Source organism: Streptomyces acidicola, from assembly GCF_009377235.1.
Taxonomy (GTDB): domain Bacteria; phylum Actinomycetota; class Actinomycetes; order Streptomycetales; family Streptomycetaceae; genus Streptomyces; species Streptomyces acidicola.
Genome location: NZ_VMNX01000028.1, coordinates 1 through 20,173 on the forward strand (window position 1 = coordinate 1; position 20,173 = coordinate 20,173).

At 70.9% G+C, this 20,173-nt stretch carries 17 protein-coding genes and 1 pseudogene; 6 read left to right on the forward strand and 12 right to left on the reverse strand.

Going from position 1 to position 20,173, the window contains the following annotated elements:
* The 8 genes from FPZ41_RS10880 to FPZ41_RS10915 all read right to left on the reverse strand — a co-directional run.
* Nucleotides 1-637, reverse strand: a 637-nt coding sequence (locus FPZ41_RS10880; RefSeq protein WP_322620086.1) for a UbiA family prenyltransferase, incomplete at its 3' end; no start/stop codon positions are given.
* A gap of 80 nt (nucleotides 638-717) precedes the next feature.
* The gene (locus FPZ41_RS10885; RefSeq protein WP_322620074.1) at nucleotides 718-1,869 is read right to left on the reverse strand and encodes an inositol-3-phosphate synthase; all 1,152 of its coding nucleotides are present in this window, start codon (nucleotides 1,867-1,869) and stop codon (nucleotides 718-720) included.
* Nucleotides 1,870-2,471: 602 nt separating this feature from the next.
* Nucleotides 2,472-3,479 carry a sugar phosphate isomerase/epimerase family protein gene (locus tag FPZ41_RS10890; RefSeq protein ID WP_152861481.1) on the reverse strand — a complete coding sequence of 336 codons (1,008 nt, stop codon included), beginning with the start codon at nucleotides 3,477-3,479 and terminating at the stop codon, nucleotides 2,472-2,474.
* Between the two features lie 32 nt (nucleotides 3,480-3,511).
* Complete coding sequence (locus FPZ41_RS10895) at nucleotides 3,512-4,726, reverse strand: Gfo/Idh/MocA family protein (RefSeq protein WP_152861483.1); 1,215 nt, start codon at nucleotides 4,724-4,726, stop codon at nucleotides 3,512-3,514.
* Nucleotides 4,727-4,795: 69 nt separating this feature from the next.
* Complete coding sequence (locus FPZ41_RS10900; protein ID WP_152861485.1) at nucleotides 4,796-5,845, reverse strand: substrate-binding domain-containing protein; 1,050 nt, start codon at nucleotides 5,843-5,845, stop codon at nucleotides 4,796-4,798.
* Nucleotides 5,846-5,945: 100 nt separating this feature from the next.
* Nucleotides 5,946-6,977: an ABC transporter permease gene (locus tag FPZ41_RS10905; protein WP_152861487.1), complete on the reverse strand. Its 1,032-nt coding sequence runs from the start codon at nucleotides 6,975-6,977 to the stop codon at nucleotides 5,946-5,948.
* Nucleotides 6,974-8,497, reverse strand: coding sequence for a sugar ABC transporter ATP-binding protein (locus FPZ41_RS10910; RefSeq protein WP_152861489.1), 1,524 nt, complete (start codon nucleotides 8,495-8,497; stop codon nucleotides 6,974-6,976). Before FPZ41_RS10910 ends, FPZ41_RS10905 begins: the two co-directional genes overlap by 4 nt.
* 379 nt (nucleotides 8,498-8,876) lie before the next feature.
* The gene (locus FPZ41_RS10915) at nucleotides 8,877-10,058 is read right to left on the reverse strand and encodes an ROK family transcriptional regulator (RefSeq protein ID WP_152861491.1); all 1,182 of its coding nucleotides are present in this window, start codon (nucleotides 10,056-10,058) and stop codon (nucleotides 8,877-8,879) included.
* 509 nt (nucleotides 10,059-10,567) lie between these two features.
* On the opposite strand from FPZ41_RS10915, the pseudogene FPZ41_RS10920 reads away from it, so the two are divergent.
* From FPZ41_RS10920 to FPZ41_RS10940, 4 genes and pseudogenes are all read left to right on the forward strand, one after another.
* Nucleotides 10,568-10,846: pseudogene (locus tag FPZ41_RS10920) on the forward strand (iron ABC transporter permease); the annotation flags it as partial.
* An 846-nt stretch (nucleotides 10,847-11,692) separates the two neighbouring features.
* Nucleotides 11,693-12,685 carry a dihydroxyacetone kinase subunit DhaK gene (gene dhaK / locus FPZ41_RS10930; RefSeq protein ID WP_322620075.1) on the forward strand — a complete coding sequence of 331 codons (993 nt, stop codon included), beginning with the start codon at nucleotides 11,693-11,695 and terminating at the stop codon, nucleotides 12,683-12,685.
* Between the two features lie 96 nt (nucleotides 12,686-12,781).
* On the forward strand, nucleotides 12,782-13,399 hold the full coding sequence (dhaL, locus tag FPZ41_RS10935) for a dihydroxyacetone kinase subunit DhaL (protein ID WP_322620076.1): 618 nt from the start codon (nucleotides 12,782-12,784) through the stop codon (nucleotides 13,397-13,399).
* Between the two features lie 4 nt (nucleotides 13,400-13,403).
* A complete protein-coding gene (locus FPZ41_RS10940; RefSeq protein ID WP_152861493.1) occupies nucleotides 13,404-13,826 on the forward strand; it encodes a PTS-dependent dihydroxyacetone kinase phosphotransferase subunit DhaM in 423 nt (140 codons plus the stop codon).
* An 89-nt stretch (nucleotides 13,827-13,915) separates the two neighbouring features.
* Here the strand turns inward: FPZ41_RS10940 and FPZ41_RS10945 are convergent, their stop codons facing one another.
* Nucleotides 13,916-14,617 carry a glycoside hydrolase family 75 protein gene (locus tag FPZ41_RS10945; protein ID WP_322620077.1) on the reverse strand — a complete coding sequence of 234 codons (702 nt, stop codon included), beginning with the start codon at nucleotides 14,615-14,617 and terminating at the stop codon, nucleotides 13,916-13,918.
* Nucleotides 14,618-15,044: 427 nt separating this feature from the next.
* Between FPZ41_RS10945 and FPZ41_RS10950 the strand changes: the two genes are divergently transcribed.
* Complete coding sequence (locus tag FPZ41_RS10950) at nucleotides 15,045-16,007, forward strand: fibronectin type III domain-containing protein (RefSeq protein ID WP_407698771.1); 963 nt, start codon at nucleotides 15,045-15,047, stop codon at nucleotides 16,005-16,007.
* Nucleotides 16,008-16,205: 198 nt separating this feature from the next.
* Nucleotides 16,206-16,781, forward strand: coding sequence for a hypothetical protein (locus FPZ41_RS10955; RefSeq protein ID WP_152861497.1), 576 nt, complete (start codon nucleotides 16,206-16,208; stop codon nucleotides 16,779-16,781).
* 14 nt (nucleotides 16,782-16,795) lie between these two features.
* On the opposite strand, the gene FPZ41_RS10960 is transcribed toward FPZ41_RS10955, so the two are convergent.
* From FPZ41_RS10960 to FPZ41_RS10970, 3 genes are all read right to left on the reverse strand, one after another.
* Nucleotides 16,796-17,614: a putative protein N(5)-glutamine methyltransferase gene (locus FPZ41_RS10960; RefSeq protein ID WP_152861499.1), complete on the reverse strand. Its 819-nt coding sequence runs from the start codon at nucleotides 17,612-17,614 to the stop codon at nucleotides 16,796-16,798.
* Nucleotides 17,615-17,818: 204 nt separating this feature from the next.
* Nucleotides 17,819-18,595 carry a GNAT family N-acetyltransferase gene (locus FPZ41_RS10965; RefSeq protein ID WP_152861501.1) on the reverse strand — a complete coding sequence of 259 codons (777 nt, stop codon included), beginning with the start codon at nucleotides 18,593-18,595 and terminating at the stop codon, nucleotides 17,819-17,821.
* Nucleotides 18,592-19,512, reverse strand: coding sequence for an NADP-dependent oxidoreductase (locus FPZ41_RS10970; protein WP_152861503.1), 921 nt, complete (start codon nucleotides 19,510-19,512; stop codon nucleotides 18,592-18,594). Before FPZ41_RS10970 ends, FPZ41_RS10965 begins: the two co-directional genes overlap by 4 nt.
* Between the last annotated feature and the right edge of the window lie 661 nt (nucleotides 19,513-20,173).

The following is a 20,173-nucleotide window of genomic DNA, read 5'->3' on the forward strand; positions in this document are numbered from 1 at the left end:
TTATAAGAGACAGGCCGCAGCCCGGCGGCCGCGGCACCGGCGAGGGCGTCACCGGGTACTGCGGCCCCCCACTGCCGTCGACAGATCCGCCCGGCAGCTCGCGGCGAGCGGGCGGTGCCGTGCCGACGGCCCTGCGCCTGGAGGGCGTCGCGTTGGGCGCCGACATGGTGGCCGTGGCCCCGAGCAGGAGGTCCAGGGCGCGGGCCGCGGCCATCGCCGCCGGGGCCGCAGCGGTGTGCTTCAACCGGAGGTCGTACGCCCAGACCGTGGCGGTCAGTGCCGACGCCACCGCGAGTGCGGGGCGGCCGGCGCGGGCGGCGAACGTCAGGCCCACCGCGGTCAGGAGTCCAGCCGCACCCAGCGCCGCCGTCGGAGAGATTCGGCCGGAGGGGACGGGTCGATGGGGACGGTCGACGGCGTCCTCGTCTCGGTCGGCCCAGTCGTTGAGCGCCATGCCCGCCTCGTACAGGCAGAGCGAGGCGCCCACGGCGTACGCCGTGCCCCGACCCGGCCGCAGCCCGGCGGCCGCGGCACCGGCGAGGGCGTCACCGGGCACGGTGAACAGCGCCGAGACTCGGAGCAGTTCGGCCCAGTCCCGCAGCCGCGCCCGTCGCCCGCGCCCTGGTCCGGCGCCCACGGGGGCCTTGCCGTTCCCTGGTCGGGCGGGCTGCGGGGTACGCACCGGGAAAGGAGCGAGGCGGGTCAGAAGGGAGCGGATCACTGCGCCTCCCGCAGGCGGTTGGCGAACGACAGCAGCGCGGTGAACTGGTCCGAGAGACCCGACGGGCCCGCGTCGGGGTCCTTGAAGTAGAAGCCCAGTTCCGCCAGCGGGCCGGTCAGGCCCGCCTCGTGGGCGCGGGCGACCAGACGGGCCAGGTCCAGGACGAGCGGTGCGGCCAGGGCCGAGTCGCAGCCCTGCCAGATGGTCTGGAGGATCATGCGCGAGCCGAGGAAGCCTTCGAAGGCGATGTGGTCCCAGGCGGTCTTCCAGTCGCCGAGCATCGGTACGTCGTCGATGTGTACCTCGCCCTGCGGCGTGTGCCCGAGGGTGTCGGTCAGGACACGCTCCTTGCCGGCGTTCTTCGCTGCGGCCGCGCCCGGGTCGGCCAGTGCCGCCCCGTCGCCTCCACCCAGCAGATTGGTGCCGGACCAGGCCCGTACTTCCAGGGCGCGCTGGACGAACATCGGGGCGAGCACGGCCCGCAGCAGCGTCTGGCCGGTCTTGCCGTCACGACCCGCGTGGGGAAGTCCGCCGGCCGCGGCGGCGTCCGTGAGAGCCGGGGTGCGCAGCCCGGTGGACGGCGTGAAGTTGACGTAGGGGCAGCCGGCGCGCAGGGCGGCGGCCGCGTAGAGGGAGCTGGGCGGCAGCCGTACGGCGTCGGGCGCGGGCAGCGGCTCCGTGGAGGAGACGTTGACGACGACCACCCGTGCCAGTGCGTTGCGCACGCGGAACGAGGTGAGGTCCGCGGCGAACTCCGCGATGAGTTCCTCGTCGCTGCGAGTGTCGCCCGGGGCCGGGCCGCCGAGCCGTATCTCCTCGTCCGCGGCTTGAAGTTCGGCGCGCACGGCGGGGGCGAGCCCGTGCGGCAGGACGCCCGCGTCGGTGAGGTGTTCGGCCCGCTTGGGCAGCGGGCAGTGGGCGGTGTCGTGGCCGCCGAAGACGAGTGAGGACAGGGGCGGCAGACCTGTGCCGTCGAACGGTGGGGTCTCGGTGACCATGCCGGTCGGCGGCTGCAGTCCGGCGGTGATCGCCGCGCATCCGGCGACGGCGGTGGTGGCAACCGATCCGCGGGCTCCGACGAACCAGACACCTGTGCGTGCGGTACGCCCGCCGATCTGGGGCTCCGATACGTTCCCGTCGTTGTTCACGGGCTGCCTCCCTGCCATGTCGATGTTCCGAAGTGGTTGGAGGACGGTGGGCGGGGGCTCGAGTGCCTCCCGCCCACCGTCGGCATGTGGGTGGCTTTGGCCGCGGCCCAGAAGGGCTGCTCGTGGTGGGCGCGGTTACGGCGTGCGAGTGGGCGGCAGAAGGCCGCCGGTGAGAAATGCGGGGTACCTGAGGGTTCTTGGCCCTGCGCTGTGTCGGGCCGTCCTCCGTAGGCCGGTCAAACGAGCGGCGCGCCGTGCGACCTGAACGCGCCGTCAGTCTCGAACCATTGTGTGGTCCCTGTGCACGGAGGGACCGTAGCCTCGTTCGTCCTTGACCGGAACCCCTTGCGCAACTAAGACGGCAAACTTCTTCCCGAGTCAGGACAAAGCCGTGTCCGGGCAGCCCGGACCAGCCCGGCGGCTCTCCGCCACCGGGCACTGACCTGGCGCCCTCTCAACAGGTCGGGAAAGGCAGTTACAGTTCGCCAGCGCCCCAACTGGAGAAGGTCTGGACCGATGTGCGGTGCCGCCACGAGGGCGCGACCTGCCACGACGGCGCCGCTCAAAACCGGCGGCATGGCGCGCCTCTTACAGCGGAGCGTCTAGTTGTCGCCGCCTCCGAAGGCGGCGTCGAAGGATGCCGAAGGCGGGTCGAAGTCGAATCGCTTCAGATGTGCGAGTGCTTGCGGCGCACCGACGAGGCGGTCCATGCCGGCGTCCTCCCACTCCACGGAGATCGGCCCGTCGTAGCGGATCGAGCGCAGCATCCGGAACACGTCCTCCCAGGGGACGTCGCCGTGCCCGGCGGAGACGAAGTCCCAACCGCGCCGCGGGTCACCCCAGGGCAGATGGGAGCCGAGTCGCCCGTTGCGCCCGTCCAGACGCTTGCGGGCCTCCTTGCAGTCGACGTGGTAGATCCGGTCCCGGAAGTCGTAGAGAAAGCCGACCGGGTCCAGGTCCTGCCAGACGAAGTGGCTGGGGTCGAAGTTGAGCCCGAAGGCCGGGCGGTTGTCCACCGCCTCCAGGGCACGTTTGGTGGTCCAGTAGTCGTAGGCGATCTCGCTCGGATGGACCTCGTGGGCGAAGCGGACGCCCTCGGTGTCGAACACGTCCAGGATCGGGTTCCAGCGTTCCGCGAAGTCCTCGTAACCGCGCTCGATCATCCGCTCCGGTACCGGCGGGAACATCGCCATCAGATGCCAGATCGACGACCCGGTGAAACCGACGACCGTGTCGACGCCGAAGGCGGCCGCTGCCCGCGCCGTGTTCTTCATGTCGGCCGCGGCCCGTCGGCGTACGCCCTCTGGCTCCCCGTCGCCCCAGATCCGGGCGGGCAGGATGCCCTGGTGCCGTTCGTCGATGGGGTTGTCACAGACGGCCTGGCCGACGAGATGATGGGAGATCGCCCAGCACTTCAGGCCGTACTTCTCCAGCAGAGCGTGCCGACCGGCCAGGTAGGACGGATCGGTCAGAGCTTTGTCGATCTCGAAGTGGTCGCCCCAGCAGGCGAGTTCGAGGCCGTCGTAGCCGAAGCCGGCGGCCAGTCGGCAGACCTCCTCCAACGGCAGATCGGCCCACTGACCGGTGAACAGGGTGAACGGGCGTGGCATGGTGCCTCCGAGCGGGGTTCCTTGCCGGATCTCTACCGGGCTTCGGCCTCGACGGCCTGGACAGGGGTGTAGACGGAGTTCTTCTGCGCGCTCTCCTCCACCGCGGCGAGCACCCGCTGCACCTGCAGACCGTCGGCGAACGACGGCATCGGGTGGGTGCCGGACGCGATGGCCTCGACGAGGTCGCGGGCCTGGTGGGCGAAGGTGTGCTCGTAGCCGAGCGCGTGGCCCGGTGGCCACCAGCCCTCCAGGTACGGGTGCTCGGCCTCGGTGACGACGATCCTGCGGAACCCCGCCGTGACGGGGGGCTCTCGATGGTCGTGGAAGGACAGCTCGTTGAGCCGCTCCAGGTCGAAGGCGAGCGAACCGAACTCGCCGTTCACCTCCAGCCTCAGGGCGTTCTTGCGACCCGACGCCATACGGGTCGCCTCGAACGTGGCGAGCGCCCCCGAGGCAAGCCGGCCGGTGAAGACGGCCGCGTCGTCGACCGTGACCGGCCCGCGCCGGGTGGCGCCGGACGCGGCCAGGCCGGAGGAGGCGCCGTCGAGGCGGGGGCGTTCCTTGACAAAGGTCTCCATCTGGGCGGAGACCCCTACCAGCACCTCACCCGCCAGGTACTGGGCGAGGTCGACGATGTGCGCGCCGAGGTCGCCGAGCGCCCCCGACCCCGCATGCTCCCGCTGCAGCCGCCACGTCAGCGGGAAGCCGGGGTCTACCAGCCAGTCCTGGAGGTAACTGACGCGTACGTGGCGCAACGTGCCGAGCCTGCCGTCCGCGATGAGCCGGCGGGCGTAGGTGAGGGCGGGCACGCGCCGGTAGTTGAAGCCCACCATGGCCAACTGGCCGCGCGAGCGGGCCGCTTCGGCGGCCGTGACCATGGCCTCCGCCTCGGCGACCGAATTGGCCAGCGGCTTCTCACACAGTACGTGCTTACCCGCCTCCAGCGCCGCGATCGCGATCTCCGCATGGCTGTCGCCCGGGGTGCAGATGTCGACGAGTTGCACGTCGTCGCGGGCTATGAGGGCGCGCCAGTCGGTCTCCGCCGCTGCCCAGCCATGCTTGTCGGCCGCCGCCCGCACGGCGTGCGCGTCGCGGCCGGCGATCGCGGCCAGGACCGGCCGCAGCGGCAGGTCGAACACGTGCCCTACGGTGCGCCACCCTTGTGAGTGCGCGGCGCCCATGAACGCGTAGCCGACCATGCCCACGCCGAGTGTCGGCGGTGCGGTCCCACTGTCCCTCTGTTCCATACGGATTCCTCCTCGTCGGAGTGTCAACTGACTCATCGCTGTGTTCGCGGGGCACACGGCCCGGACCGGTCAGATGAAGCCGGTCGGCAGGTACTGGTCGACGTTGTCCTTGGTGACCACGGCCGAGTAGAGGGTCAGCGAAGACGGGATCTCGAACTCGGCGAGGCCACCGACGCCCTTGCCCTGGCCGAGCGCCCGGGCGAGATCGATGGCGGAGGCGGCCATCGTCGGCGGGTACAGGACGGTCGCCTTGAGCACGCTGTTGCCGGCCTTGATGGCGTCCATCGCGGACTTGGCACCCGCGCCGCCGACCATCAGGAAGTCGTCGCGACCGGCCTGGTCGATGGCGCGCAGCGCGCCCACGCCCTGATCGTCGTCGTGGTTCCACAGCGCGTCGAAGCTCGACTGGGCCTGCAGCAGTTGCGCCATCTTGGCCTGGCCGGACTCGACCGTGAAGTCGGCCGCCTGGCGGGCCACCTTCTTGATGTTCGGGTAGTTCTTCAGGGCGTCGTCGAAGCCCTTGGTGCGCTGCTGGGTCAGCTCCAGGTTGTCGACGCCGGCGAGTTCGACGACCTTGGCGTTCTTCTTGTCCTTGAGCTGTTCGCCGATGTAGTGCCCGGCGTTGAGTCCCATGCCGTAGTTGTCGCCGCCGATCCAGCAGCGGTACGCCTGCGGGGAGTTGAAGATCCGGTCGAGGTTGATGACCGGAATGCCCGCCCGCATGGCCTGGAGGCCGACCTGGGTGAGCGCCTTGCCGTCGGCCGGCAGGATCACCAGGACGTCGACCTTCTTGTTGATCAGCGTCTGGATCTGGCCGATCTGCTGGGCGGTGTCGTTGGACCCCTCGGTGATCTCCAGCGTGACGTCGGAGTATTTCTTCGCTCGCGACTTGGCGTTGTCGTTGATGGCGTTGAGCCAGCCGTGGTCGGCCTGGGGGCCGGCGAAGCCGATGGTGACAGGCTTGCCCGGCTTGTCGTCCGCGGCCGGGGCTGCGTTGTCCGCGGCCCCCTCCTGGTTCTTGGTCTCATTGCTGGTGCAGGCCGTCAGCAACGCGCCGGCGGAAACGGCTGCGGTGCCGAACAGGAGCGCTCTGCGGCTGGTGGCGGGGGTTCTTGCCATGGCGGATGGACCCTTCGACTGGGCGGTGTGCGTCAGATGGAGGATGAGGGGGTGCCGGACGGCGGTGTCAGGGGCCGCCGTCCGGCGGCGCTGCACGGCGTCAGGCGTCGCCGCCGCGCAGCGAGCGGCGCTGGACCAGGACGGCGGCGACGATGATGGCGCCCTTCGCGATCTGCTGGACAGCGGTCTCGAGGTTGTTCAGGGCGAAGATGTTGGTGATCGTGGTGAAGACCAGGACACCGAGGACGGAGCCGATGATGGTGCCGCGACCGCCGCTGAGCAGGGTGCCGCCGATGATCGCCGCGGCGATGGCGTCCAGCTCGTAGAGGTTGCCGTTGGTGTTCTGACCCGAGCCGGCGAGCACGATCAGCATGAACGCGGCGATACCGCAGCACAGTCCGGACAGCAGGTACAGGTACAGGCGCTGGCGGCGGACGTCGATGCCGGCGAGGCGTGCCGCTTCCGCGTTGCCGCCGACCGCGACGGTGCGGCGGCCGAAGGTGGTGCGGTTGAGCAGCAGCCAGCCGATGACGGTGACAGCGGCGAAGATCAGAACGAGGGGCGGGATGCCGAGGATGTAGGCGTCCCTGGCACCGAGATCGAGCACTGATTCGACGGTGACGACCTGGGTGCTGCCGTCCGTGATCTGCAACGCCAGGCCCCGGGCGGAGGCGAGCATGGCCAGCGTCGCGATGAACGGCACCATCCTGCCGTAGGCGATCAGCAGACCGTTGACAAGACCACAGCCCACACCGACGATCACCGCCGTGAAGAGGATCCCCGCGAAGCCGAACTCCTGCGTGGCCACGGTCGTCGCCCACACCGAGGCGAGCGCCACCATCGCGCCGACCGACAGGTCGATCCCGCCGCTGGTGATGACGAACGTCATTCCGACGGTGACAACGCCGATCACGGACGCCTGGGTGAGGACGAGCTGTAGGTTGCTCGTCGCCAGGAACTGGTCCGGTGCGGTGATGCCACCGACCGCGACGAGGACGGCGAGGACTCCTAGCAATGACAGACTGCGCACGTCCCACCGCAGTCGGGGTCGGCGCGAACTCTCCCCGTCCTCCGCGGGCTTGGCGGCGGACGTCGGCGCTTGCTTCTGCGCCGCAGTGGCCGGCTGCGTCATGGCGTCAGGCTCCCTTCCATCACAAGATCAAGTACACGGTGCTCGTCGAGCTCCCGGGCGTCCGCCGTGTGCACGACGCTGCCTTCACGGAGCACCAGCACCCGGTCGGCGAGACCCAGGACTTCGGGCACCTCACTGGACACGAGAAGTACGGCCAGGCCCTCGTCGGCCAGCCGGCGAATCACTGCGTAAAGCTCCGCCCGGGCGCCGATGTCGACACCCCTGGTCGGCTCATCCAGCAACAGCACCTTGCAGCCGCGCAACAGCCAACGTGCGAGCACTGCCTTCTGCTGGTTGCCACCGGACAGGGTCCTGATCGCGGCATCGGGATTGTCCGGCCGAAGGGACAGTTCCCGAACCGCCTGGTGCGCCGCAGCTCGTTCGTTACGCCGGTCGAGCCAGCCCGCGCGGGCGAACCGGGACAGGGTGGAGATCGAGACATTGCTGCTGACGGACTCCAGCATCAGCAGGCCCTGCGCCTTGCGTTCCTCGGGCGCGAGGCCGATGCCTGCGTGGACGGCGGCGCGGACACTTCCGGGGCGCAGGGGTGCGCCGTCGACGAGGACACGGCCGCCGTCGGGCTTGCGAGCCCCGTAGATCGTCTCCAGGATCTCGCTGCGCCCGGACCCGACGAGCCCGGCCAGACCGACGATCTCACCGGGCCGCAGCTCCAGATCGACGGGCGCGAACTCCCCTCGCCGGGTCAGCCCTTCGACCTTCAGCACTGGATCTCTCCCTGCGGCGAACCCGGCCTTGGGGCGCTCGGGGAAGACGTACTCCACATTCCGCCCGGTCATCAGGGCCACGACCTCATCGGTCGGCGTCGACTCGGCAGGCAGCCCGCCCGCGACCGACCGGCCCTCCTTCAGGACCGTGACCCGGTCGCCGATGCGCCGGATCTCCTCAAGACGGTGGGAGATGTAGATGACGGCGACACCCTCCGCCGTCAGATCGCCCACGATCCTGAAAAGGTTGTCCACCTCTTCGGGGTCGAGCGCCGCCGACGGCTCGTCCATCACGATCAACCGAACCTCGTGGGACAGCGCGCGGGCCATCGAGACGATCTGCTGCTGCGCCGCGGACAGGTCGCCGACGAGCCTCGCCGGATCGATCTCCGAGTGCCCCAGACGTTTCAGCAACTCCGCGGTCGCCGTGCGGGCGGCAGAGCCGCGCACGACGAACCCGGCGGAGGTGGGTTCGTGCCCGAGGAAGACGTTCTCCGCGACGGACAGCCCCTCGATCAGGTCGAGTTCCTGGTAGATGGTGGCGATGCCGAGACGCATGGCGGCGATCGGCGATCCCAGAGTCACCTGCTCATCGCGCCAGGTGATCACGCCGCTGTCCGGCTGGTGAGCTCCGGCGAGCACTTTGATCAAAGTGGACTTGCCGGCCCCGTTCTGGCCGAGCAGGCAGTGGACCTCGCCGGCCTGGACCTCGAGATCCACGCCGTCAAGGGCGCGAACGCCCGGGAACGACTTGGTGATACCGGACATGGTGAGCAGGGGTGGTTGTGGTGCCATGAGGATTCCCCTCGGCGGATGCGGGCCGTGAGCGGGCAGGGCTGGGCAGGGTTGTTCAGGTACGTGGGCAGCTCTTGAATGCCCCTGGCGTCGTGTGCGCTGGGGCGTAGGGACTGAGGAGGGCAGGGCAGGCCCGATGGCCGGCAACCATGCAGTGGTGGCAGCCGCCGACGCTTCATGCGGGGGTTACGGCGGTGATGTGGGTGTCGCGGTGGGTCTACGGGTGTTGCGAGGGCGCCGTGGGGTTGCCGAGGCGTACTGGGTGCAGGATCGCCAATGCGGTTGCAGTGACGCTTGGTTGTAGTGGCGCTTGGTTGTATGGCGCCACAGGGTTGCAGTGGCCCGAGTGGTGGTCCGTTGCCGACGAGGGCGGCAGCGGTCAGGCCGGTGAGAAGACGTGGTCGCTGATGAGCCGGGCCGCGCCGATGGCTCCGGCGGCCGGTCCCAACTCACCCAGCACAATCGGCAGGTTGCCCGTGGCCAGCGGCAACGACTGCCGGTACACCTGGGTCCGGACGCTGGCCAGCAACGTGTGCCCGAGCCCGGTCACACCGCCGCCGATCACCACCAGCCCCGGATTGAAGAAACTGACAAGGCCGGCGATGACCTGCCCCAGACGCTTCCCGCCCTCCCGGATCAGCTCCAGAGCCACCGCGTCCCCTGCCGCCGCGGCAGCCGACACGTCCTCGGCCGTCAGACGCCCGGCCGTCTCGAGCCGGGCAGCGAGCTGTACCGACCGGCCCTCACGTGCGGCCTGCTCCGCGTCACCGGCCAACGCGGCACCACTGAAGTGGGCCTCCAGGCAGCCCCGGTTGCCGCACGCACACGCGCGACCGCCCGGTTCCACCTGAATATGACCGATGTCGCCGGCACTGCCGGTCGTCCCCCGGTGGACCTCACCGCCGACGACGATGCCGCAGCCGATGCCGGTGCCGATCTTGACGCACAGGAAGTCGCCCACGGAGCGTGCGACGCCCGCGTGCTGCTCCCCCATCGCCATCAGGTTCACGTCGTTGTCGACCATGACCGGGCAGCCGAGTTCCTGGCTGAGCGCCTCCCGTACGGGAAAGCCGTCCCAGCCGGGCATGATCGGCGGCGCGACCGGTACGCCCTCGGGGAAGCGGACCGGTCCCGGGACGCCGATACCGGCGCCGTCGAAACCCTCCGCGACACCGGAGGCCTTCAGCTTGGCGGCCATGGACAGCACCTGCTCGAAGACCGCTACCGGCCCCTCCCGGACATCCATCGGTTGATTCAGATGCCCCAGGACCTCCAACTCCGCGTTCGTCACAGCGACATCGACCGACGTGGCACCGATATCGACACCGAGGAAACGCAGTGTCGGCGCGAGCCGGATGTTGTGCGACCGCCGGCCGCCCCGGGACGGAGCCAGCCCGTCCGCGACAACCAGCCCCGTCTCCAGCAGCCGGTCCACTTCAACTGCCAGCTTCGAACGGGACAGGTCCACCAGATCACCGATCTGGGCACGAGAGTTGGACCCGTTGTCACGCAGCAGACGAAGCAGCCGCGCCTGATGCGCGTTCTCAGGTCGAGCAGTCATCCGTCTCACGATCCTCCCCTCCTCTCACCCACGGCTGGGGCCCGATGCCTGTCTCCGCCGACTGCGCCGTCAGGCTGTCGGGGAGGAACGTAACAACGATTTTCCAGACTGGGAAGTACTTACGCATGATTAGGGGACTACTTTTCCCACACTCAGGACAAAGTCCGGGCAGGTGGCCTCCGAGAGCCCTACGACAGAACGGCCGCCAGGCCGAGCACGGCCGTCGTCCCGCCTGGAGAGCCCTGATGTGCCCGCTTGTCGCCGCGGTCAGCTCCTCGGTGTTTGGGTGCGCTCCCGTCACCGTTGCGTTCCAGACAGAGGAACTGAGGGGCCGCCTCGGCTGTTGGATCACTCGTCGCGGCCGCGACCACCGTGGCCTGGCTGCCTGCCTGAAGGTCGGGGGTTCGCCCGGCACGTCCTGTCCGCGGGCTTACCGCCACGCTGGTCGGCGTGCGGTCCGCGTAGGCGGTGGAGAACCTGGGCCACGGCATCCACCCCGAGAGCTTCCTGTGACGGCCTCGGTCACCGACACCGGTGCCGAGCGGGCCGCGCGACGGCGGCAGCAGGGCGACAGGCGGACGGGCTCGGCCGGTCCCGCCGTCACGCTCGTCGTCCTGGCCGTCCTGCTGGTGGTTTCCTCCATGGCGGGTCTGGCCATCGGTTCGGGGCAGGTGCCGCCCGGCCAGGTGTGGGGCATTGTGACGCACGCGCTGGGCTCGAACTGGGCGGAACCGCACTGGTCCGGCGCGCGAGAGACCATCGTGCTGGACGTGAGAGCGCCGCGGGTGCAGCCGAAGCAGACGGCCCTCTGCGCCACGCCCCACGGTCACGGTGCCGGAAGATGCCGTTGACCCAGGGGACGTGGACGGTGCCTGGTGAACGTGTCGGCACGGCCGCCCGGGCCCACGTGGAAGTCGTCGCGGGTGATGCGGTAGAAGTCGGCTGCCGCCGTCTGCAGACAGAGCCTCCGATCGCCTACGATCCGCCCTCGACCGATTGCGCATCGTCGCCGATGCCCCCCTTCCCGCGAACGCGTCGGCACCGCCGGACGCGGTGCGTGTCTTCACCGAGCAGGCGGTGGGGCGGATCGCCGACTGGGCGGACGCCTCGTGGGCCCGCGAGCACAGCCGCGTGTGGCAAACCGCGGGCCGGACCGGGTACGCCCTTCGCACGCTCCTGAGGCAGGCGTGTCGCGTGCCGGCCGACCGGAGTGCGGCTCATGGGTGCGCGTGAGCCATGCCGGCGAGCAGCCTCCAGGTCCGCAGCCAAGTGAGGCCGCAAGACGACACCATCACGATGACGACCCTCTCCATGGCCCTCCTCTCGATGTGACCGTCAAGTCAGTCGGCCCTCCATCACGGAGGCACGCCCAGGTGCGTCCGCACACGTGACCTTCGCCGGCGCAAGGCCGATACTGCCGACAGCGGCACTCCGAGCAACCCACCCCGACACTCTGTACCGAGCTGACGGCCCGTCACCAAAGTCAGCGTTCAGTCAGCATCAGCACCGACACAGCCCGCTTCCCGCCGCCATGAGCCGCCATGAGCCGCCAAGATCAAAAACTGAAGAAACCTCAACTGACCAGGAAAAACAGCGGCCAGAGGCCGATCCGGCAAGCTACCTAGGAGACACCCGTGAAGATGCTGATCAACGTCGCGGAAACCGTGGTCGCGGACGCGCTCCGCGGGCTGGCGGCGGCGCATCCCGAGCTGACCGTGGATGTCGAGAACCGGGTGATCGTGCGGCGGGACGCTCCGGTGGACGGGAAGGTGGCGCTGGTCTCGGGCGGGGGTTCGGGACACGAGCCGCTGCACGGTGGGTTCGTGGGGCCGGGGATGCTGTCCGCGGCTTGCCCCGGTGAGGTGTTCACCTCGCCCGTGCCGGACCAGATGGTGCGCGCGGCCGCCGCGGTGGACAGCGGCGCGGGCGTGCTGTTCATCGTCAAGAACTACACCGGCGACGTGCTCAACTTCGACATGGCGGCGGACCTCGCAGAGGACGAGGGCATCCAGGTCGCGAAGGTGCTCGTGAACGACGACGTCGCCGTGACCGACAGCCTCTACACCGCGGGGCGGCGCGGCACCGGTGCCACGTTGTACGTGGAGAAGATCGCCGGGGCCGCCGCCGAGGAGGGGCAGCCCCTGGAGCGCGTCGAGTCCCTGGCCCGGCAGGTCAACGAGAACTCCCGCAGCTTCGGCGTCGCGCTCAGCGCCTGTACGACCCCCGCCAAGGGCAGCCCGACCTTCGATCTCCCCGCCGGGGAGCTGGAGTTGGGCATCGGCATCCACGGCGAACCGGGGCGCGAGCGGCGCGCGATGATGACCTCCGGCGAGATCGCCGACTTCGCCGTGAACGCCATCCTGGAGGACATGACTCCGCGCAACCCGGTGCTGCTTCTCGTCAACGGCATGGGCGCCACCCCGCTGCTGGAGTTGTACGGATTCAACGCGGAGGTGCAGCGCGCGCTCACCGAGCGCGGAGTCGCCGTGGCACGCACCCTCGTCGGCAACTACGTCACCTCGCTCGACATGGCAGGCGCGTCGGTGACCCTGTGCCAGATCGACGAGGAACTGCTGCGGTTGTACGACGCGCCGGTGAAGACGCCGGGGCTGCGGTGGGGCGTCTGAGCGGCACGCCCCCACGCTCACCGGGCGGCCCCGCCACAGCTCCCTCCGTCCGTCTCCGTCCGTCGCATCAACTTCCGTACCACGCAAGGAGATACCGTGCTCGACGCCGACTTCTTCCGCCGTTGGATGAACGACACCGCGGCGGCCGTGGACCGCGAGGCCGAGCGGCTCACCGCCCTGGACTCGCCGATCGGTGACGCCGACCACGGCAGCAATCTGCAGCGCGGGTTCAACGCCGTGGTGGCCACGCTGAAGAAGGAGTCCCCCGAGACGCCGGGCGCGGTGCTGGTGCTCGCCGGGCGGCAGTTGATCTCGACGGTGGGCGGCGCCTCCGGGCCTCTGTACGGGACGCTGCTGCGCCGTACCGGGAAGGCGCTCGGGGAGGCGGAGGAGGTCACCGAAGAGCAGCTCACGGGCGCGCTGCGTACGGGCGTCGACGCGGTGATGACGCTGGGCGGTGCCGCGCCCGGCGACAAGACCATGATCGACGCGTTGATGCCGGCCGTCGACGCACTCGGCGACTCGTTCGCCGCGGCGCGGGCCGCCGCCGAGCAGGGTGCCGAGGCGACGACGCCGATGCAGGCCCGCAAGGGCCGGGCCAGCTATCTGGGCGAGCGCAGCATCGGGCATCAGGATCCCGGCGCCACGTCGAGTGCGCTGCTGATCGCGGCACTCGTGGAAGCCGCCGAAGCAGCCGAGGCCGCCGGTGAGTGACTCCATGGACGCCACCGACGCCAGGAACGATCTGGTCGGGATCGTGCTCGTGTCGCACAGCGCCGCCGTCGCGTCCTCGGTCGTAGAGCTGGCGAAGGGCCTCGCGGGCGGCGGCCCCACCGCCCCGGTCGCTCCGGCGGGCGGCACCCCGGACGGCGGGCTGGGCACCAGCGCCGAGTTGGTGTCGGCGGCGGCCGCCGCCGTGGACCGCGGTGCCGGTGTCGCGATTCTTGCCGACCTCGGCAGCGCGGTCCTCACCGTGAAGGCTCTCCTCACCGAGGGCGACGAACTGCCCGCGGGCGCCCGCCTGGTCGACGCCCCCTTCGTCGAGGGCGCGGTCGCCGCGGTCGTCACGGCCTCCGCGGGTGCGGACCTCGCGGCGGTGGAGGCGGCGGCCACGGAGGCGTACGCGTACCGCAAGGAGTGACCTGAGCCCGTACGGAAGCGGGAGCCGGCTCAGGGCGGGCTCCGACTTCCGGCCACCCTGGTCACTCCGCCGCCGCGGGCCCCCTGCGGTCACTCGTTCCTCACCAGCTTCCGCACCAGCGCCTCTCCCTGGGCCACCGCTTCCTCGTGGTCCTCGATGTGTGTCACACGAGTGTTCTTGAACACGACGTATGTGACCCCGGAGGGTGCGCCTCCGGAACGTGGATCGGGGCGAAGGCCGAGGCCCTTCGCCGTGGCGTACGAGGCCTCGCCGATGAGGTGGTGGGGGCCGATGTCCCCGACGACGGCGTACTGGATGCGGCCTTCGTGGATGACGGCGGCGACGGACCCGGCCCCGACACCGTGGGCTCGGTGGTCCCAGATGCCGCTCGGGGCGGGGACGACGATGAAGGGGAGGGTCTCGGCGTTCAGGTAGCGGCCGTCCGACTGCTTGTAGGCGGTGGAGGGCCAGAACCAGGGGTCGGTCGTGTGGTTGCAACGGGAGCCCGGCCGGCCGTCACAGTCGATATCTATGTCGGCCTTCCAGAACACCGCGTCCTGCGTACCGCAGACGGGGATGTCGGCGGGGGCGTCGGCGTCGGTTCGGTAGCGGCCCCGCGAGACGGGCTCACACGCGTCCAGCTTGTCCAGCAGATCGGCGGCGCTGACGCGGCTGACACGACTGACAGGCTCGACCCGGACCGGCTCCCGTGGGTGCGCCGCGGTGGACGCCGTTGTGAAGGCAAGCAGGGTGGCACCGGCAGCGGCCGGCACCAGCGACTGGGCACGCACAATGAGTGGCTCTCTCGTCGGCGGATGTTGACGATCATTCGCCCACGGTGCTGGAAAGCCGCGCGGCGGGGCCAGTGCGACACGTCCGGATGGAGCACGGGGCACTCCGGCGCGCGCAGGCGGCCGAGGGCCCGGGTCCGTTGCGGCCCGGGCCGCTCGGCCGCCCCCGTCGGCGCGGGATCAGCGACGACAGCGGGCCGCGCCGTGCGGCGCGAACCCCCCTCGGACGAGAGCGAGTTCACGCCGCGTCAGTGCCCCAGCATACGTAAGCCGGGTGCCGATCCGGCGGAACCGTCGCGCGTGTGATGTCTCGTCACCGGCCCGTGACCGACACCCCGGCTCCGCGAATCACCCGCACCTCTTGACGAGAGCATGTCGACAGCGCCATACAGGTACAGACCAATCCCGTGCCGGGGAGGGCGGAGAAGTGCGTCTCGTTCCTGTACTGGCGATCTGTGGCTCGCTGTTCCTCGCCGTGGCCTGCGGCCAGGACGGGGTTCCTGAGCGGCGCACGCCCGGGGCTCCCGTCGGGGTCACCGCCGCGGCGGGCAGCGCCACCAGCGTGCACGTCATGTGGAACCGGGCGTCCGGGAAGCCGGAGGTCACCCGGTACGAGGTGTATCGCGGCACCACGAAGGTGAAGGACGTGCCCAGCGGTGAGCACATGGTGGACGTCACCGGACTGGACCCGTCCACCACGTACACGTTCACGGTCCGGGCCCGGAGTGAGGGAGGGGTGCTCGGGCCGCCCAGCCGGCGGGTACGGGCCACGACACCCGAAGCGGTCGCCGCCGACAGCAGGGCACCGAGCCGGCCGGGGCGTCTCCAGGGCACGGTGGCCGGCAGCCGGGCGGTTCAGCTGTCCTGGGGGAGGTCGGCGGACGACCGGGGCGTGGTCTCGTACGACATCCTGCAGGGCGGCTCGAAGATCCACAGTGTGGGCGGCGGGCAGACCGCGGCCGTGGTGACGGGACTGCGGCCGGGCACCCGCTACTCCTTCACTGTGCGGGCGCGGGACGCGGCGGACAACGTCTCACCCGCCAGCGAGGCCGTCCGGCTCACCACCCCGCCGGGAGCGGACGACGGCCGGGGTACCGCGCCCACCCGGTTCCGTGCGACGACCCGGCGGGCCGACGGGGCGTACTACGTCGACCTGTCCTGGGTCCCGCCGCGCGCCGACGGCGCGATCACGGAGTACGAGATACATCTCGACGGGCAGGTGGCCACCTCGCTCGTCTGGGGTGGCACGGCGCCCCAGAACCGGGCCGAGTACGGCTTCTACGTGGGACGTGAAGCCGGGGAGACATACCGGGTGCGGATCAGGGCCAAGCTGCCGGACGGGACGTGGGGAGGGTTCTCGGCGGAGCGCACCGTGACGACGGGTCGATGAGGAGATCCGCGGTGGGAAACGGAGCGGCATGAAACGGGACGGGCTCCCCCGGAGGAAGGAATCCGTCACCTGCCCGGGGGCGGTCCGCATGCGGGAGGGCCCGCGGGCACGTTGGCTCGCTCTGAGGTGGCACGGGGTTTCCCGATCCTCGGCGGCGCAAGGGATGTACCGCCAACCGTGCCGCTGGAGGGCAGTCCTATGCGAACCACTCAGCCACTCCTCCGCTCCTGCCTGACGTCGACCGCCGCTGCCGCGCTGCCGCTCGCCCTGGCCGCCCCGGCGAACGCCGAGTCGGGGATCTCGGTGAGCACCACCGGGTCCACCGTCTCGGTCACCACCAGTGCGTGCACCACCATTGACGCCAACGGCACGTTCGGCCGGGCCTCGCTGCTGGCCGGCGGGCAGACGAACTTCTCCCAGGGACGCCAGGCGACGCTGACCGGAACGAGCAGCAGCCAGTCCGCCGCCTTCGCGAACGTCAGCCCCGGCACCTTCACCGTCACCGTGGTGTGCAACAACGGGACCACGGCCGGCACACAGTCCATCATCGTCTCCGGCACGGCCACCCCCACCCGCACACCCACCAGTACGCCCACACCCACGCGTTCCGTCACCGCGTCGCCCTCGCCCACGCGTGGTGTCATGGGCGGTTTCGGCGGGACGGCCGAGGACTACCGCACTCTCACCCTGGTGGGCGGCGGTGTCCTCGTGGTCACAGGCCTGGGGGCGACGGTCTGGTACCTGCGCCGCCGCGCCAAGCCGCACCGCCTGTGAGGCGTCGTACCGTGCTACGCGGAGCCCTCGGGCGCGGGCAGGTGCTCGAACAGCGCTCCGGGTCTGGTGCCGATCACGACGTGGGCGTCCCACTCCTCCGACACCGCCAGGCGCGTGCTCAGCCCGCTGTGGGTGAAGGTCCGCATGGCGAGGGGTGCCTGCCGTGCGCTCGTCTCGATGAGCAGGTGGCCGCCGGGGGCCAGCCAGCGCGGTGCCTCGGCGGCCACCCGGCGCAGGACGTCGAGCCCGTCCACGCCCCCGTCGAGCGCGGCCAGGGGTTCGTGGTCGCGGGCCTCCGCCGGCAGGAGGGGGACCTCGCCCGTGGGGACGTACGGGACGTTCGCCGCGAGGAGGTCGATGCGGCCGAGCAGGGTGTCGGGCAGGGCCGCGAACAGATCGCCCTCGTGGACATGACCGCCGAAGGGAGCGACGTTGTGGCGGGCGCACCGCACCGCCGCCGGCTCGATGTCGGCGGCGTGCAGCGCGGCCCCGCCGAGGGAAGCGGCCAGCGCCGCCCCCACCGCGCCCGACCCGCAGCACAGATCCACGACGACGGAGGCGCCGGGTGCCGCGGCGAGTGCCTGTTCGACGAGGAACTCGGTACGACGGCGGGGTATGAACACACCCGGCTCGACGGTGATGCGCAGGCCCCGGAACTCCGCCCAGCCGAGGACGAGTTCGAGGGGGAGGCCCGCGACACGCCGGTCCAGCATGGCGGCGGCCTCGTCGGCGGTGCGGGCGGTGGAGAGGATCAGCTCCGCTTCGTCCTCGGCGAATACGCATCCGGCGGAGCGGAGCGCGGTGACGACAGCGGAAGTCGAGAGAGGTGGCATGGGTGCCGAGAGCCTTTCGGTGGGCCGAAGGGCGCTCTCAACGGTGGGCCGGTGTCAGCGCACCGTGCCGTTCGGGGGTGAGAGCACCCGACCTGACACTGCGGTGATGGGTCCCACCTCCTCCGGCGACGTGACGACTGGCCGGGCCACACTACCCCACGGCAGCCCACCGCCACTCCCCTTTTCCCGGCGACCCGTCGCGCCTCACCGGCCCACGGCCACGAGCTCCTCCCGCCCCTTGGCGGCGGGCACCCGTACGGCACTGAACCTCGTCGTACGACGCAGCCGGAAGCCCAGCGCCTCGTACAGCCGTATGGCGCCGGCGTTGCCCGCGCCGGTGTGCAGGAACGGGGTTTCGCCGCGCTCGCGGATGCCGTGGGCCACGGCACGGATCAGCCGGCTGGCGAGGCCTTCCCCGCGGAAGTCCGGGTCGGTGCAGACCGCGCTGATCTCGGTCCAGCCGGGCGGGTGCAGCCGCTCCCCCGCCATCGCGACGAGGGCGCCGCCGCGGCGTATCCCGAGGTACGTGCCGAGTTCGACGGTGCGTGGCAGGAAGGGGCCGGGCCGGGTCCGTGCGACCAGGGCGAGCATCTCGGGAACGTCGGCGGGGCCGAGCCGTACGGCTTCCGGATCGGGTGCGGCGGCCATGCCCTGGTCGACGAGCTGGACGCCGTCGACGCTGAACGTCACGTCCCAGCCGTCCGGGAGCGCCCCTTGGAAGCCCGGCAGCTCGATCTCCGCGCCAGGGCCCGCCAGTGCCGCGACGTCCGCCCAGTCGTCGGCGTCGGGCTCGTCGGGCAGGGCCAGCCACGGGGACACATCGGCGGGGTAGCGCAGGATGCGGCCGCGCCGCTCGGCGAAGCGGGCGTGCGGGCCGGTCAGTGAGGCCAGGGCGGGGTTGTCAAGGACGTGCCGTGCGGGGCCCGCGCTTCCCGGACGGTCCACGGGGTCCGTGAGGCCCGGGCGGCCTGCACGGCTCATCCGCCGACCTCGATCACGATCTTGCCCCGGGCGTGGCCCTCCTCGACGGCGCGCAGAGCTTCGGCGGCCCGGTCGAGCGGGAAGGTCTGCGTCACGTACGGCTTCAGGCTGCCGTCGACGACCAGCTGGGCCACCTCGTCGAGCACGGCGGAGGTGCGGGCGCGGACGACGGGCGCGCCGCCGAGCCGTCCCACGATGTCCTTGCCGCCCGCGGTGATCAGCTTCGTCCGGTCGGCGGGCAGTTCGGCCGCCGCCTCCAGGACATCGCCGCCCACCAGGTCGTAGACCGCGTCCACGCCGTCCGGGGCCGCGGCCCGTACGCCCGTCACGAAGCCGGGGCCGGAGGGCACGTGCACGGCGCCCAGCGACTCGACGAACCCCTTCTTGCCGGCGCTCGCCACGCCGATGACCTTCACTCCGAAGGCCCTGGCGATCTGCACGGCGGCCACGCCGACGCCGCCGCCCGCGCCGGTGACGACGAGGGTGGCACCCACGGGCAGATCGAGCTGACGGACGCCGTCGTACGCGGTCGCGCCCGCGACGGGCAGGGCGGCGGCGTCCGTGAAGGAGATCTCCGCCGGCTTGTGCGCGGTCATGGCGACGGGCAGCAGCGCGTACTCGGCGTACCCGCCGGAGACGGGGTTGCCGAACACCTCGTCGCCGACGGCGAATCCGGTCACGTCCGGGCCGACCCGCTCGACGACTCCGGCGGCCTCGTTGCCGAACACGGCGGGCAGTTCGCGGGCGCTCTGACCCGGCCGGGCATAGCCGCTCCGCTGCTTCCAGTCGACGGGGTTCACGCCGGCCGCGCGCACCGCGACGAGCAGTTGGCCGGGGCCGGGGCTCGGCTTCTCCTGCTCGACGAGGGCCTCGGCCTCCGGGCCGCCGTACCGTGTGAAGACGTACGCCTTGGGCATGGGCTTCCTCACTCTCCTTTCACTGTCACCGGGTCGCCGGTCGCACCACCGGCCACCGTAGTCGGCACCTTTCGGCAAGGAAGATCGCGCGGCGGCTATTCCCGGGAGCGGGAGAGTTCATGCCGCCGCAATGATCAGCGCGGGCACACGGCCCCGGGTTCTTCACCTGGCTGGGCGAGCGGCCCGCGCTGCCGATCGGGGTGGTTGCCCACGCGGTGGCCGGCGCACGCCGGGCCGGGATGGGGACGTCGGCGGGCCAGCGAGGGAACGTCGGCGGGCCTGGCCGGCCGATACGGAAGCCGGCCGAAGCCGGTTCCGCGATCTTCACCCCATCCGAACTCCCCTTGCATGGATAGCGGTTGCTGGTGATCACGACTCTCCGTACGCTGTGGGTCACGCTGACGGCACCGAGGACGTCATCCGTCTTCTCGGGCCACCGGTGACGCGCCCTCGGATCCTCCGACGTCCGTATCCGAAGTGGTGCGCTTTCCATTCGGCGAGGCCGTTGATCCTTCAATGGCCGCACTGCCATACTCCGGCTTTCCCCTCCCCCCACGGTCCGCACGGAAAGCGTGGCTCTCCAGGTTGCCGGCGGCTCTTTTGAGCCTTTTCCCGGCTGGAATGGGTCACGTGCGTGACATAAGGCAGCGAAGAAGGTGCT

Excerpts from the sequence above, each read along its gene's own strand:
- FPZ41_RS10960 (WP_152861499.1), bottom strand. The coding sequence starts at position 17,614 with ATGCCACCTCTCTCGACTTCCGCTGTCGTCACCGCGCTCCGCTCCGCC.
- FPZ41_RS10940 (WP_152861493.1), top strand. The coding sequence starts at position 13,404 with ATGGACGCCACCGACGCCAGGAACGATCTGGTCGGGATCGTGCTCGTG.
- FPZ41_RS10905 (WP_152861487.1), bottom strand. The coding sequence starts at position 6,977 with ATGACGCAGCCGGCCACTGCGGCGCAGAAGCAAGCGCCGACGTCCGCC.
- FPZ41_RS10965 (WP_152861501.1), bottom strand. The coding sequence starts at position 18,595 with ATGAGCCGTGCAGGCCGCCCGGGCCTCACGGACCCCGTGGACCGTCCG.
- FPZ41_RS10970 (WP_152861503.1), bottom strand. The coding sequence starts at position 19,512 with ATGCCCAAGGCGTACGTCTTCACACGGTACGGCGGCCCGGAGGCCGAG.
- FPZ41_RS10900 (WP_152861485.1), bottom strand. The coding sequence starts at position 5,845 with ATGGCAAGAACCCCCGCCACCAGCCGCAGAGCGCTCCTGTTCGGCACC.
- FPZ41_RS10915 (WP_152861491.1), bottom strand. The coding sequence starts at position 10,058 with ATGACTGCTCGACCTGAGAACGCGCATCAGGCGCGGCTGCTTCGTCTG.
- FPZ41_RS10910 (WP_152861489.1), bottom strand. The coding sequence starts at position 8,497 with ATGGCACCACAACCACCCCTGCTCACCATGTCCGGTATCACCAAGTCG.
- FPZ41_RS10890 (WP_152861481.1), bottom strand. The coding sequence starts at position 3,479 with ATGCCACGCCCGTTCACCCTGTTCACCGGTCAGTGGGCCGATCTGCCG.
- FPZ41_RS10955 (WP_152861497.1), top strand. The coding sequence starts at position 16,206 with ATGCGAACCACTCAGCCACTCCTCCGCTCCTGCCTGACGTCGACCGCC.
- FPZ41_RS10895 (WP_152861483.1), bottom strand. The coding sequence starts at position 4,726 with ATGGAACAGAGGGACAGTGGGACCGCACCGCCGACACTCGGCGTGGGC.